This window comes from Nocardioides cavernae, assembly GCF_016907475.1.
Lineage (GTDB): Bacteria > Actinomycetota > Actinomycetes > Propionibacteriales > Nocardioidaceae > Nocardioides > Nocardioides cavernae.
Map to the genome: position 1 here is coordinate 4629922 of NZ_JAFBCA010000001.1, position 13645 is coordinate 4643566.

The window sequence follows — 13645 nt, forward strand, 5'->3', positions numbered from 1 at the left end:
GTGCACTACCCAGGGAATATAGTTGAAGCAACAACTATTGAGGATGTCATGACCACTCCCATGCCTGCCCTGTACATCGGCCACGGTGCGCCGCCGCTCCTCGACGACCCGATCTGGTCCGGCCAGCTCGCGGCGTGGGCGAAGAACCTGCCGCGACCGAAGGCGATCCTCATCGTCTCGGCGCACTGGGAGTCGGCGCCGGTCAGCCTGACCGCCAGCGGCGCTCCCCTGGTCTACGACTTCGGCGGGTTCGCGCCGAGGTACTACCAGATGACCTACGAGACCCCGGACACCACGGCGCTGGCCCAGCGCGTCGCGGCGATGATGCCGAGCGGCGAGCCCGTGCACCAGCACGTCTCACGGGGGCTCGACCACGGCGCGTGGGTGCCGCTGAAGATCATGTACCCCGAGGCCGACATCCCCGTGCTCCAGATGTCGCTCCCCACCGACGACCCGCACCGCCTGATGAAGCTCGGCGAGCGGCTGCGCCCGCTGCGCGAGGAGGGCGTGCTCATCATCGGCTCGGGCTTCCTCACCCACGGCCTGCCCTTCCTCAAGGAGTTCCGCATCGAGGCCGCCGCTCCCGGCTGGTCGGTGGACTTCGACCTCTGGGCGGCCGACGCCCTCGCCCGCGGCGACGTCGACACGCTGTCCGCCTACAGGTCGAAGGCGCCCGGCATGCCGTACGCCCACCCGACCGTCGAGCACTACACGCCGCTGTTCGTGACCCTCGGCGCAGCCACGACCGCCGACGAACCGGGGATCCAGGTCATCGACGGCTACTGGATGGGGCTGTCGAAGCGGTCGCTCCAGGTCGCCTGACGGGCCGCCGAGGCACGAGGCGGCTCGCAGTCAGGCGAGTCGAGTGCGCCCACGACCGAGGCACGAGGTCGTGACGGTGTGTGTCGAGACCCGGTCTAGGCTCGGCCCGTGCGCGTCCTCTCGATCCAGTCCCACGTCGCCTACGGCCACGTCGGCAACTCCGCTGCCGTCTTCCCGCTCCAGCGCCTCGGCCACGAGGTGTGGCCCGTCCTGACGGTGAACTTCTCCAACCACACCGGGTACGGCGCCTGGCGCGGGCCGCTGATCGCAGCGGAGGACGTCGCCGCGGTGATCACCGGGATCGGCGAGCGGGGCGCGTTCGAGACGTGCGACGCGATCCTCTCGGGCTACCAGGGCTCGCCGGAGATCGCCGACGTGATCGCCGACGCGGTCGCGCAGGTGAAGGCGGCCAACCCCGACGCGACCTACACCTGCGACCCGGTGATGGGCAACGCCACCTCGGGCTGCTTCGTCAACCCGGCGATCCCGCCGAAGTACCGCTCGACCGTGATCCCGGTCGCCGACGTGCTGACGCCCAACCAGTTCGAGCTCGGCTTCATCACCGACCGTGACGGCCTCAGCGGCCCCTCGTCGCTCGAGGACATCCTGTCCGCCGTGGACGAGGTGCGGGGTCTCGGCCCGGCGACGGTGCTGGTCACGTCGGTCGACCGCGAGGGCGCTGACGACGACGTCATCGAGATGCTCGCGGTCACCGCCGACGGCGCCTGGCTCGTCACCACCCCGCGCCTGCCGATGAAGGCCAACGGCTCCGGCGACATCACGGCCGCGCTGTTCACCGCCCACCTGCGGACGACCGGCTCCCCCGCCGACGCCCTCGCCCGGACCGCCTCCTCGGTGTTCGCCGTCCTCAAGGAGACGCTCGACTCCGGCGAGCGCGAGCTCCGGCTCATCGCCGCCCAGGACGCCATCGCCTCGCCGGCCAACGAGTTCGCGGTGCAGCAGGTCCGCTGACCTGCGCAACGTAGGCAGTTGGCGCGCCGAGGCGCCAGGCGCCGCTCGGCGTGCGGAGTGTCGGATCCGAACTGCGTACGTTGGTGGAGCCGGTGACAGGAGTCGAACCCGCGACATCTTCTTTACAAGAGAAGCGCTCTACCAACTGAGCTACACCGGCGTGCGCCCGAGGGCGCGGCGGCCATCCTAGGTGAGGGAGGATGTGGCCCGTGAGCCTCCTCCACGACCCCCACCACGACGGGTCCCCGCTCTACGTCTCGGACGAGGCGCCCGAGCTCGGCGCCACCGTCACCGTGCGCGTCCGCACCCGCGCGGCCGACCCGGTCGAGGCGGTCTGGCTGCGGACGACGTACGACGCCGAGCCGGTCTTCCACCCGATGACGTCGACCACCACCGGTGACGTGGTGTGGTGGGAGGGCGAGCTGCCGGTGCACAACCCGGTCACGCACTACCGCTTCCTCCTCGTGCGCGCCCCCGTCGACGGGGAGGGCGAGCAGGAGTGGCTCACCGGCGCCGGGCTGGCCGGCCACGACCTGCCCGACGCCGTCGACTTCCGGCTGGCCGCCCACCCGCCCGCACCCGACTGGGGCCGTGACGGCGTCGTCTACCAGGTGTTCCCCGACCGCTTCGCCCGGTCGGCCGCGGCCGACGAGCGGGAGGTCCCGGACTGGGCGCTGCCAGCGGAGTGGGACGACGAGGTCGTCTTCGAGGGCAGCGACCCGCGCACGCCGATGCAGCTCTACGGCGGCGACCTGGACGGCATCACCGAGCACCTCGACCACGTCGCAGCGGTCGGCGCCGACGTGCTCTACACGACGCCGGTCTTCCCCGGCGAGAGCAACCACCGCTACAACGCGACCACCTTCACCGAGGTCGACGAGCTGCTCGGCGGCAGCGAGGCGTACGCCCGGCTGAGCGCCGCCGTCCACGAGCGGGGCTGGCGGATCCTGGGCGACCTCACCACCAACCACACGGGCGACACCCACGAGTGGTTCCTCTGCGCGGTCGACGACGCGCGCGACCCGCACCGGTCCTTCTACTACTTCGCCGACGACGGCACCTACGCCAACTGGATGGGCCACGGCACGCTGCCCAAGATCAACCACGCCAACCTCGACGTCCGCCACGCGATGGTCGACGGACCCAACTCCGTGGTCGGTCGCTGGCTGCAACCGCCCTACGCTGTCGACGGGTGGCGCATCGACGTCGCCAACATGACCGGCCGGCTCGGTGACATCGACGTGGCCCACGAGGTCGCCCGCACCGTGCGGGCCACGGCGGCCGCGCTGCACGACGACCCGTGGGTCATCGGCGAGCACAACCACGACGCGACCGGCGACGTCGACGGCGACGGCTGGCACGGCACGATGAACTACTCGGGCTTCTCGTGGCCGGTGTGGTCGTGGCTGCGCGATCCCGCGTCGCCGGCACGCCCGTTCGGCCGACCGGTGCCGGTCCCGCGTCGCGGCGGCGGCGCGGTCGTCGAGACGTTCCGGGCCTGGCAGGGTGCGCTCGGCTGGCGCGCCACCGCGTCGAGCTGGAACATCCTCGGCTCCCACGACTCCGCCCGCATCCGCACCCTCGTCGGTGGGGACGCCACCGTCCACCGCGTCGCCGCCGGCCTGCAGTTCACGATGCCCGGTGTCCCGATGGTCTTCGCCGGCGACGAGATCGGCCTCGAGGGCGTCAACGGCGAGGACGCCCGCCGCCCCATGCCGTGGCACCACCGCGAGGAATGGGACGAGCAGACGCTCACGACGTACGCCGACCTGGCGCGGCTGCGGCGGGAGAACCCGGCCCTGCGCCGTGGCGGGCTGCGCTGGGCCCACGTCGACGCCGACACCATCGCCTACCTCCGCGAGCACCCCGACCAGACCGTGCTGGTCGTCGCCCGCCGCGCCCCGGGCAGCGCGTTCGCGCTTCCCGTCGGGGCGGGCCGGCACCTCTTCGGGTCCGAGCCGGGCGGCGCCGACCTCGTCCATGTGGCCGAGGGCGTCGAGGTCGCGGCGTCCTCGGGGTCGCGGCTCGACGTCTGGGAGATCACCGGCTAGCCGGTCCCCGACCCACGCTCCTCGCACTCGCACCTCGTGCGCGGCTAGGGTCGCGACCATGGCCATGCGGATCGTCGCCAGCCGGCCGGACCCGGCCATCCTCCGCCTGCCCTGGCACCTCCCGCTGGAGGAGTGGCCGGACGACGTCGTCGTCCCGCTGCCGCGCGGCCTCTCGCGCCACGTGGTGCGCATCGTGCGGCTCGGCAGCAGCGTCTACGCCGTCAAGGAGACCAACGACGACATCGCCTTCCGGGAGTACCGGATGCTGCGCGACCTCCAGCGGATGGGGATGCCGTCGGTCGTCCCGCAGGGCGTCGTCACCGGCCGCGAGAGCCGCGACGGCGAGGACCTGCCCGCGGCGCTGATCACCCACCACCTCCGGTTCTCCCTGCCCTATCGCAGCCTCTTCAGCCGCGGGATGGACGCCGAGCACGTGCCCACGCTGATCGACGCGATCGTCGTGCTGCTGGTCCGGCTCCACCTCGCCGGTTTCTACTGGGGCGACGTCTCGCTGTCCAACGTGCTCTTCCGCCGCGACGCCGGGGCGCTGGCCGCCTACCTCGTGGACGCCGAGACCGGCGAGCTGCACGAGCACGTGGGCGACCGACTGCGGGAGTACGACATCACCGTGGGCTGCGAGAACATCTTCGCCGAGCTGATGGACCTCAGCGCGAGCGGCGCCGTCCAGCGCCCGATCGACGGCTTCGCGATCATCGAGCACCTGCGCTCGCGCTACGAGGCGCTGTGGCGCGAGCTGACCGACCTCGAGGAGTTCGGCGCCGACGAGATGTGGCGCATCGAGCGCCGCGTCGAGCGGCTCAACGACCTCGGCTTCGACGTCGACGAGCTCGACATCGTCACCGACCTGGGCGGCGACACGATCCGCATCCAGCCCAAGGTCGTCGACCTCGGCCACCACACCCGCGAGCTGCGCGACCTCACGGGCATGGCCGTCGAGGACAACCAGGCGCGCCGCATCCTCAACGACCTCGCGTCGTTCGCCGCCCACTACGACCTCGGCCGCGAGGACCGCCACGTCATGGCGAGCCGCTGGATGCACGAGATCTTCGAGCCGATCATGGCGATGATCCCGCCCGACGCCACCGGCAAGCTGGAGCCGGCCGAGATCTTCCACGAGATCCTGGAGCACCGGTGGTACCTGTCGGAGCAGGCCGGCCACGAGGTCGGCATCCACGAGACCGCGCGCGACTACATCGAGCGGTTCCTCACGGCCAGACCCGACGAGGCCATCACGGGGCAGGAGTGACGGGCTCCCAGTCGCCGACCTGCCACGAGCCGTTGGTGCGCAGCCGCACCCACTGCAGCCCGACCGGTCGCCCGTCGGCGTAGGTGATGAGGCTGACCTCGGCGTCGCGGCGCGGCTTGCTGCCGAGCGCGATGGCGTACGCCGCCCCGCCGGTCGTGCCGTTGGTCCAGGTGTAGCCGGTCGCGCCGTCCTCGGCGTCGACGGCGTCGGGGCCGTTCTGCACGTGGGTGTGCCCGCCGACCACGAGGTCCACGCATCCCCGGTCGAGCGCCTCGCGGCCGAGGTTGGCGTCGTGGACCAGAATGGTGCTCACCCGCTCGCCGTCCTCCGCCGCGGCGCAGGCGCCGTCCGCGAGCCGGTCGCCCACCTCGGCGAAGCTGAGACCGGACTCGTCGCGCCAGTTGCCCAGACCGCTGCTGCGCGGGTCGTCGACGCCGAGCAAGGTGCCGCCCCACGGGGCGTCGACCACCTCGCCGTCGAGCATGGTCCACCCGAGGTCGGCGAGGTAGGTGCTGACGAAGGTGCCGTGGTCGTGGTTGCCGGCGACCCCGTAGCGCTCCCAGTCGTCGAAGGCGGCCTGGAGGGAGTCGAGGCTGAAGGCCTCCCACGGCTGGCCGGTCGAGGTGTCGTCGCCCGCGTCGAGCACGACGCTCGCCCCGGCGGCGTCGCCGATGGCGCGGGCCACGCGGTCCATGCCGATGTTGTCGTGCCGGTCGCTGAGCAGCAGGGCAACGGTCTCGTCGTCCTCGGGCGTGCGGAGGCCCAGGTCCGGGAGGTCGGCGGCCGTCTCGGCAGCCGTGGAGTAGAACTCCTTGCTCTTGTCGTAGGTGTCCACCGCGCTCAGCACCAGGCGCTTGCTCTGGGTGGTGACCGGGCCCGAGCGCACCTCGATGTCGCGCACCTCGGCCGGCAGCTCGACGTCGGGGCCCGCCAGCTCCGCGAGCGTCTGCCAGCTGCCCTGGTCCTCCTGCGTCGCCTCGTCGCTCTCCCACGGCTGCCACACCAGCAGCGGCAGCGTCAGCAGCAGGACCAGCGCGAGCAGGCCCTGCCGCGTCCCGAGCCCCCGGAACAGCTCACCGCGCCGGTGACGTCCCAGCAGGAGGAAGACCGCGACCGGCAACAGCCCGACCCCCAGTCCGCGCAGGGCTGCCGACAGGGCCATGTCGAGGACGACGCCCTCGACCTTCTCGATCGGCGCGGACGGGTCACCGGCGATCAGCGCGTAGCGCTGTACCAGCTCCTCGATCGACCCGACCTCCGTCTTGCCGAGCGTCAACCTCACGCCGAGCGGACCCACGTCGCGGAAGCGCAGGTCGGGCAGCAACGGCCCGGTCTCGACCACGGCGTCGCGCGCCAGCGTGGGGCGTACGACGGTGTCGTGGCCGACCAGCACGACGGTCCGGCTGCTGTTGAGGAAGAGCGACACCGCCACGGCGAGCCCGAGAGCCACGCTGCCCACGAGCAGCACGGCACCGACGAGCAGCCGCCGCGGGGTGGAACTCATTGCTACGAGCGGGCCTGCGAGATCGCGTAGAGGGCGACCGAGGCGGCCACGCCGGCGTTGAGCGACTCGAGCTGACCGGCCATCGGGATCGAGACGATCTGGTCGCAGGTCTCGGCCACGAGCCGGCCGAGGCCCTTGCCCTCCGACCCGACGACGACCACCAGCGGGCCCTCGGCCAGGCCGCCGGGGGCGACCAGCTCGGGCAGGGAGATGTCACCGTCGGCCGCCAGGCCGACGACCATGCAGCCCGCGTCCTGGTAGGCCTTGAGCTGGCGCGTCAGGTTGACCGTCTGGGCGATCGGGAGCCGTGCGGCGGCGCCCGCGCTGGTCTTCCAGGCCGAGGCCGTCATCCCGGCGGCCCGGCGCTCGGGGATCAGCACGCCGTGGGCACCGAAGCCAGCCGCGGAGCGGACGACGGCGCCGAGGTTGCGCGGGTCGGTGACCGAGTCGAGGGCGACGACCAGCGCCGGCTCCTTCGCCTCGGCTGCCCGCTCGAGCAGGTCGTCGGCGTGGGCGTACTCGTAGGCCGGCAGCCGTGCGGCGAGGCCCTGGTGGACGGCCCCGCCGGTCATCCGGTCCATCTCGTTGCGGGTGACCTCGAGCAGGGTCAGGCCCTGCTCGGCGGCGAGCTTGAACGCCTCGCGCATCCGGCCGTCGCGCTCGGTGCCCTCGGCGACGTAGACCCCCGTGACCGGCACGCCGGCCTGCAGCAGCTCGACGACGGAGTTGCGACCGGCGGCCCACTCGGCCTCGGCGGTCGTACGCCGCTTGGGCCGCGCGGACTTGTCGCGTTCGGAGCGCTTGGCCGCCTTGTGGGCCTGGTGGTAGGGCCGGTCCTTGGCCTTGGGCGTCGGACCCCTGCCCTCGAGCCCCCGGCGGACGCGTCCGCCCGACCCGGCGGTCGGGTTGCCCTTGCCCGTCTTCTTGATCGCGCCCTTGCGCTGCGAGTTGCCGGCCATGTCACACGCTCCACTTCGGGCCGGTCGGGGTGTCTTCCACCTCGACGCCGGCCGCCTTGATCCGGTCACGGATGGCGTCGGCGCGGGCCCAGTCCTTGGCCTCGCGCGCCGCCGTCCTCTCCTCGAGCAGTCCCTTCACCAGCGCGTCGACGACCTCGGTCAGCCGGTCGTCGGTCCGGCCGGTCGCCCACGCGGAGTCGGCGGGGTTGAGCCCCAGCACGTCGAGCATCGCGACGACCTCGCCGAACTTCTGGCTGAGCTCGTCGGACGGCCCGTCGGCCAGCAGCCGGTTGCCCTCGCGGACGGAGTCGTGGATGACCGCCACCGCAGCGGGCGTGCCGAGGTCGTCGTCCATCGCCTCGCGGAAGGCGTCGGGCAGCGAGGCGAACCACGAGCCGACGACGGGAGCGGCGCGGTCGAGGAAGTCCTCGAGGCGCCGGAACGCCTTGGCCGACTCCTCGAGCGCCTCGAAGCTGAACTCGACGTGCGAGCGGTAGTGGGCCGCGACGATGTAGTAGCGCAGCTCGATGCCGCGCACACGCTCGAGCACCGACGGGATGAGCATCGAGTTGCCCAGCGACTTGCTCATCTTCTCGCCGGCGGTGGTGATCCAGGCGTTGTGCAGCCAGTACGACGCGAACGGGCGGCCGGCGGCACGCGACTGGGCCTGCTCGTTCTCGTGGTGGGGGAAGCGCAGGTCGACGCCGCCGCCGTGGATGTCGAAGGCCGGACCGAGGTACTTGCCGGCCATGGCCGAGCACTCGATGTGCCACCCGGGGCGGCCGGGCCCCCACGGGGAGGGCCAGGAGGCGGTCTGCGGCTCGGACTCCTTCTTCCACCCCTTCCAGAGGGCGAAGTCGCGCGGGTCGCGCTTGCCCCGGGGGTCGGCGTCGCCGGCGGGCTCCATGTCGTCCACGCGCTGCCGGGTCAGCTCGCCGTAGGCCGCCCAGCTGCGCACGTCGAAGTAGACGTCGCCGCTGCCGTCCTCGGCGGCGTAGGCGTGGCCGCGGGCGATGAGCTGCTCGATGAGCTCGACGATCTCCGGGACGTGGCCGGTGGCGCCCGGCTCGTAGGTCGGCGGCAGCACGTTGATCGCGGTGAGCGCGGCGTCGAGCTCGCGCTTCATCGCCGAGGCGAGGGCGTACCAGTGCACGCCCTGCTCGGCGGACTTCGTCAGGATCTTGTCGTCAATGTCGGTGACGTTGCGGATGAAGTCGACCTGGTGGCCGGTGACGGCCAGCCAGCGGCGGAGCACGTCGAAGTTGACCGCGGAGCGCACGTGCCCGACGTGAGGCTCCGACTGCACGGTCAGCCCACACACGTAGATGCCGGCCCGTCCCGGGGTGAGCGGGACGAACTCGCGGGTCTCGCGCGTCGCGGTGTCGTGGAGCCTCAGGGTCACCGGGCAAGTCTAGGGCGAGCGGTCCGATCCTCCGGCTTCGGCGAGCGGCGCCGTCGGCCGAGGGATGTGACTCCTGAGACGTGTGGGGCTTTCCGGGTTATCGTCGACCGGTGCTCCGACGTCTCGCGGTCCTCGCCCTTCCCCTGCTGCTGGCCGCCTCCTTCGCCTCCGTGGCGGGCGCCGCCGAGGAGCCCGCGGCCCGGCAGCGCGCGACGCCCCAGGTCGACCTCACGTCGTGGAGCAGCTACGCCGACTTCAAGGCCGGACAGCGCACGGGCCTCAAGATGGGCCGCGGCCAGGTCTCCCTGCTGAAGGCCAGGCCCCGCACGGTCGCGGGCAAGTCCTACGAGGCGGGCACCTGGACGTCGCCGTGGGCCACTCCCGGCTTCGGCGCCACCGCGATCATCCCGTCGTGGGAGGCCACCACCCCCGGCCGCACCCTGGTACGCGTCGAGCTGAGGGCGCAGGACGCCACCGGCCGCACCGGCACCTGGGACACGGTGGCCGACTGGGCGCGCACCAACCGGCCCGTGCCCCGCACCACCTACTCCGGCCAGGCCGACGACCTCGGCCGGGTCAGCGCCGACACCTGGTTCGCCACCTCCGCCGTGACGGCGTACCAGCTGCGCGTCACCCTGATGCGGCCGAAGGGGTCGAGCAAGGCCGTCAGCCTCGAGCGGGTCGGCGCCGTGGCCTCCGTCGACGCCTCGGCGCCGCGTGCCACCTCGCAGCCCGGGCCCGCGGCGGGCACCGTCCTGCCCGTGCCGACGTACTCCCAGATGGTCCACAGCGGCCACTACCCGGCCTGGGGTGGCGGCGGCGAGGCGTGGTGCTCCCCCACGTCGCTGGCGATGGTGCTCGCCTACCACGGCATCGCCCCGACGCCCACCGGCATCACGGCCGGTCACGCCGACGCCGTCGTCGACCACACCGCCAAGATGGTCTACGACAACGGCTACCGCGGCACCGGCAACTGGGCCTTCAACACCGCCTACGCCGCCACGCTCGCGGGTGGCGACTCCTACGTCACCCGGTTGCGCGACCTGCGCGAGGCCGAGGACTACATCGTCGCCGGGGTGCCGCTCATCGTCTCGATCGCCTTCGGGCGCAACCAGCTCACCGGCGCCCCCATCTCCGCCAGCAACGGCCACCTGCTGGTCGTCGTCGGCTTCGAGGCCGACGGCGACGTCGTGGTCAACGACCCCGCCGGCGCGACCAACGCCGACGTGCGCCGCGTCTACGACCGTGCCCAGTTCGAGCGGATCTGGATCGCCGCCTCCGGCGGGACGGCGTACGTCGTCCGCAACAGCTGACAGCGGGACCCCGGGCTCGCCCTGAGCAGGCCGGCGTTCCCCGATCGTCAGCCGGCGCTGAACTCCACCGCGTGCCAGCCCGTCGCACCGTCCGGGTCGGGGGACCGTACGACGCTGGTCTGGGTCTCGCCGTCCTTGCCGGTCGCCCGGACCCGGACCTCGTGGTCGCCCTCCGGCACGTCGATCGTCACCGACCACTGCACCCAGGTGTCCACCGACGGCACCCCGCCGAGCTCGGCGCGGGTCCACTCGCCGCCGTCGACCTGCACCTCGACGAAGTCGATGCCGGTGTGCTGGTGCCAGGCCACGCCGCCGAACGACACGGGGCCGGCCGCGACGTCGTCACCGGAGCGCGGGACGTCGATCCGCGAGGCGATCTTGACCGGTCCCTCGGCGGACCAGCCCTTCGTCGTCCAGTAGCCGGTCGACTCGGCGAACGTGCTCACCTCGAGGTCGACCACCCACTTGGTGGCCGAGACGTAGCCGTAGAGGCCCGGCACGATCGTGCGCACCGGGAAGCCGTGCTCGATGGGCAGGGGGCGGCCGTTCATCGCCACCGCGAGCATGGCGTCGCGGTCATCGGTGAGGGCCTCGAGCGGGGTCGCGCACGTCCAGCCGTCGTGCGAGGTCTGCAGCACGCAGTCGGCGTCGTCGGAGACACCGAGGCCGGCGAGCAGGTCGGCGATGCGGATGCCGCTCCAGCGGGCGTTGCCCACCAGGCCGCCGCCGACCTCGTTGCTCACGCAGTTGAGCGTGATCCACGACTGCGTCATCCGGCGGGAGACCAGGTCGGAGTAGCTGAGGGTCAGCTCGCGGTCGACCATGCCATGGATCCGCAGCGACCAGTCCTCCGGCTCGATGGTGGGCTTCGCGATGGTCGTGTCGATCAGGTAGAAGTCCTCGTTGGGCGTCTCCCAGGGCGCGATGCCTGCCAGGCCGACCGAGGTGCTCGCGGGGGCCTGGCGCCGGGTGACGCCCGGGATGCGGAGCAGCCGCCGGCTGACCTCGACGTGCCGGCGACCCGCTCCCACCAGCCGACCGGCCACGGCGATGCCGACCGCGGCGACCGACACGGCGCCGGCGACCATCAGGAAGACGCGCCGCTCGCGCGACTCCACGTCGGGCCGGCCCCGCCCCCGGTCGAGGGCGTCGGTGAGCGCGGAGTGCAGCGTCACCCAGGTGAGCAGGCCGACGGCGACCGGCAGGGTGTCGACCGCATCGGCACCCCGCTGGCTCAGGACGGCGACCAGGCCCACGCCGGCGAGCGGGAACCAGACGAAGAGCGGCCGGTACCAGCCGCCGCGGGCCAGCAGCCCCGCCAGCGCGAAGCAGCCCAGGAGGAGGAAGAGGATGACGCCGACGAGGAACGGCTTGTCGAAGTGGCCGAGCACCGAGATGGCCCGCTCGGCGATCGGTCCGGGCGTGAACCGGATGACCACCTCCGCCACCGCCACCACCGGCGCGTCCCGGATGGTGAGGACCATGGCGGTCGCATAGCTGGTCGCCAGGCCGGCGAGACCGGCCAGCACGCCGGCGAGCACCCAGGGAGCACGGCGAGTGGTCACGAGTCCATTGTGACGGGCGGTCCGGCATGATGCCGACGTGACCTCCCCCGTCCCCACCCCCCGGATCGGCATCGGCACCGACGTGCACCGCCTCGTCGCCGGCGTTCCCATGCACCTCGCCGGCCTCGCGTGGCCGGACGAGCCGGCCGGGCTCGAGGGTCACTCCGACGCCGACGTCGCCGCCCACGCCGCGTGCGACGCGCTGTTCTCCGCCGCCGGGCTCGGCGACCTGGGCAGCAACTTCGGCACCTCCGCGCCCGAGTGGGCCGGGGCGTCGGGCGCCGCCCTGCTGGAGGAGACCGCCCGCCGGGTGCGGGCCGCGGGGTGGGAGATCGGCAACGTCGCCGTGCAGGTCATCGGCAACGTCCCGCGGCTCGGCCCACGCCGGGACGAGGCCGTCGCCGCCCTGACGGCCGCCCTCGGGGCCCCTGTCAGCCTGTCCGCCACCACCACCGACGGCCTCGGCCTCACCGGCCGCGGCGAGGGCGTGGCGGCGATCGCCACCGCGCTCCTCACTCACTGAGGGGTCAGCGTGTCGACAGCTGTCGTCATCCTCGCCGCCGGCTCGGGCAGCCGGGTCGGTGCCGAGGTCAACAAGGTCCTGCTGCCGTTGCGGGGCGTCCCCGTGCTGGTGTGGTCGGTGCGCGACGCGCTCGCGCTGCCCGACGTACGCCGTCTCGTGCTCGTCGTGCGTCCCGAGGACCGCTCGGCGGTGGAGTCGGCCGTCGCTCCCCACCTCGGCGACCAGGAGGTGCTGGTCGTCGACGGCGGCGCGACGCGGCACGCCTCGGAGTGGGCCGCGCTGCAGGTGCTCGCCCCCGACGTCGAGGCGGGCGAGGTCGACGTGGTGGTCGTCCACGACGGCGCCCGGCCGCTGGCGGGGCGTCCCCTGTGGGAGGCCGTGGTCACCGCCGCCCGCGAGGTGGGCGGAGCCATCCCTGTGGTCCCGGTGACCCACCTGCTGACCCAGGACCAGCGGATCGTCAGCGAGCGGGTGGGCGGCGTGCAGACACCTCAGGCCTTCCGCGCCCGCGACGTGCTGGCGGCCTACCGGGCGGCGTCGGCCGACGGCTTCGTGGGCACCGACACCTCGGCGTGCGTCGCCGCCTACCGCGACATCGACGTCGCGGCCGTCCCCGGCAGCCCGCTCAACCTCAAGGTCACCTTCCCCGAGGACGTCGCGCTGGCGGAGGAGCTCAGCCCAACGGGGCCGTGAGCGCGTCGAGGAGGCGTACGTCGTCGGGCGAGGACACCCGCCGACCCTCCGGGGGTGCCTCGAGCGTCTCGACCTCGTGACCGGCGGCCGCCAGGTCGGCGACCGCCCTGGCGAGGTCGGACGACGGCCACCGCTCCAGGGACGCCAGCACGGCGGCCGGGACGACGAGGGGCGAGGCGACGGCCACCAGGGCGTCGCGGTCGAGCGTCTCGCCCACGACCTGTCCGGCCGCGCCGTCGGCGACCACCTTGACGGTGTCGGTCACCGGGCGGATGCCCACGACGGGACGCCCGGTCTCGCGGGCGCGCTCGAGGCAGGCGGCGATGAAGGCCGGCGGCGTCATCGGGCAGAGGGCGTCGTGGAGGACCAGGTCCTCCTCGGACTCGACCAGCCCCTCCCACGAGACGGACGCGTCGAGGATGTCCACCCCGGACTCGCCCAGCGCCCACGCGGCGCACGCCACCAGCGCCTCGCCGTGGATCAGCGTGTAGGGCAGGGCGCCGCGGTCCTCGTCCAGAACGAGACCGAGGCCCCGGGGAACGTCGTCCCAGGGGCCTCGGCCAGCGTCGTCCAC

The 13645-nt window shown here is 73.0% G+C and carries 12 protein-coding genes and 1 tRNA gene; 7 read left to right on the forward strand and 6 right to left on the reverse strand.

Going from position 1 to position 13645, the window contains the following annotated elements:
* Positions 1-48: 48 nt before the first annotated feature.
* The gene (locus tag JOD65_RS21845) at positions 49-822 is read left to right on the forward strand and encodes a dioxygenase family protein (RefSeq protein WP_204811339.1); all 774 of its coding nucleotides are present in this window, start codon (positions 49-51) and stop codon (positions 820-822) included.
* 108 nt (positions 823-930) lie between these two features.
* The gene (gene pdxY, locus JOD65_RS21850; protein ID WP_191194542.1) at positions 931-1794 is read left to right on the forward strand and encodes a pyridoxal kinase PdxY; all 864 of its coding nucleotides are present in this window, start codon (positions 931-933) and stop codon (positions 1792-1794) included.
* A gap of 84 nt (positions 1795-1878) precedes the next feature.
* Here the strand turns inward: pdxY and JOD65_RS21855 are convergent.
* A tRNA-Thr gene (locus JOD65_RS21855) sits at positions 1879-1954 on the reverse strand.
* 49 nt (positions 1955-2003) lie between these two features.
* On the opposite strand from JOD65_RS21855, the gene JOD65_RS21860 reads away from it, so the two are divergent.
* Together JOD65_RS21860 and JOD65_RS21865 are read left to right on the forward strand one after the other, a co-directional pair.
* Complete coding sequence (locus JOD65_RS21860) at positions 2004-3845, forward strand: glycoside hydrolase family 13 protein (protein ID WP_191194541.1); 1842 nt, start codon at positions 2004-2006, stop codon at positions 3843-3845.
* A gap of 58 nt (positions 3846-3903) precedes the next feature.
* Entirely contained in the window at positions 3904-5112 is a 1209-nt protein-coding gene (locus tag JOD65_RS21865) for a DUF4032 domain-containing protein (RefSeq protein WP_191194540.1), read from the forward strand.
* Here JOD65_RS21865 and JOD65_RS21870 read toward each other — a convergent pair.
* From JOD65_RS21870 to cysS, 3 genes are read right to left on the reverse strand one after another with little or no spacing between them, the layout of a single operon-like run.
* The gene (locus JOD65_RS21870) at positions 5096-6616 is read right to left on the reverse strand and encodes a metallophosphoesterase (protein ID WP_191194539.1); all 1521 of its coding nucleotides are present in this window, start codon (positions 6614-6616) and stop codon (positions 5096-5098) included. The genes JOD65_RS21865 and JOD65_RS21870 overlap by 17 nt on opposite strands.
* 2 nt (positions 6617-6618) lie before the next feature.
* On the reverse strand, positions 6619-7575 hold the full coding sequence (rlmB, locus tag JOD65_RS21875; protein ID WP_191194538.1) for a 23S rRNA (guanosine(2251)-2'-O)-methyltransferase RlmB: 957 nt from the start codon (positions 7573-7575) through the stop codon (positions 6619-6621).
* Position 7576: 1 nt separating this feature from the next.
* Complete coding sequence (gene cysS / locus JOD65_RS21880) at positions 7577-8977, reverse strand: cysteine--tRNA ligase (RefSeq protein ID WP_191194537.1); 1401 nt, start codon at positions 8975-8977, stop codon at positions 7577-7579.
* A 110-nt stretch (positions 8978-9087) separates the two neighbouring features.
* On the opposite strand from cysS, the gene JOD65_RS24160 reads away from it, so the two are divergent.
* Positions 9088-10290, forward strand: a complete 1203-nt coding sequence (locus JOD65_RS24160; protein ID WP_191194536.1) for a C39 family peptidase — start codon at positions 9088-9090, stop codon at positions 10288-10290.
* Between the two features lie 47 nt (positions 10291-10337).
* On the opposite strand, the gene JOD65_RS21890 is transcribed toward JOD65_RS24160, so the two are convergent.
* On the reverse strand, positions 10338-11855 hold the full coding sequence (locus tag JOD65_RS21890) for a molybdopterin-dependent oxidoreductase (RefSeq protein ID WP_191194535.1): 1518 nt from the start codon (positions 11853-11855) through the stop codon (positions 10338-10340).
* Between the two features lie 37 nt (positions 11856-11892).
* On the opposite strand from JOD65_RS21890, the gene ispF reads away from it, so the two are divergent.
* Positions 11893-12378 carry a 2-C-methyl-D-erythritol 2,4-cyclodiphosphate synthase gene (ispF, locus tag JOD65_RS21895; protein ID WP_204811341.1) on the forward strand — a complete coding sequence of 162 codons (486 nt, stop codon included), beginning with the start codon at positions 11893-11895 and terminating at the stop codon, positions 12376-12378.
* Between the two features lie 9 nt (positions 12379-12387).
* Positions 12388-13071, forward strand: a complete 684-nt coding sequence (locus JOD65_RS21900) for an IspD/TarI family cytidylyltransferase (RefSeq protein WP_191194534.1) — start codon at positions 12388-12390, stop codon at positions 13069-13071.
* On the opposite strand, the gene JOD65_RS21905 is transcribed toward JOD65_RS21900, so the two are convergent.
* A complete protein-coding gene (locus tag JOD65_RS21905; protein ID WP_191194533.1) occupies positions 13052-13645 on the reverse strand; it encodes a 2-C-methyl-D-erythritol 4-phosphate cytidylyltransferase in 594 nt (197 codons plus the stop codon). The two genes, JOD65_RS21900 and JOD65_RS21905, sit on opposite strands and share 20 nt — an antisense overlap.

Coding starts and splice junctions, on each gene's coding strand:
- JOD65_RS21845 (WP_204811339.1), top strand. CDS start 49: ATGACCACTCCCATGCCTGCCCTGTACATCGGCCACGGTGCGCCGCCG.
- JOD65_RS21865 (WP_191194540.1), top strand. CDS start 3,904: ATGGCCATGCGGATCGTCGCCAGCCGGCCGGACCCGGCCATCCTCCGC.
- JOD65_RS21870 (WP_191194539.1), bottom strand. CDS start 6,616: ATGAGTTCCACCCCGCGGCGGCTGCTCGTCGGTGCCGTGCTGCTCGTG.
- rlmB (WP_191194538.1), bottom strand. CDS start 7,575: ATGGCCGGCAACTCGCAGCGCAAGGGCGCGATCAAGAAGACGGGCAAG.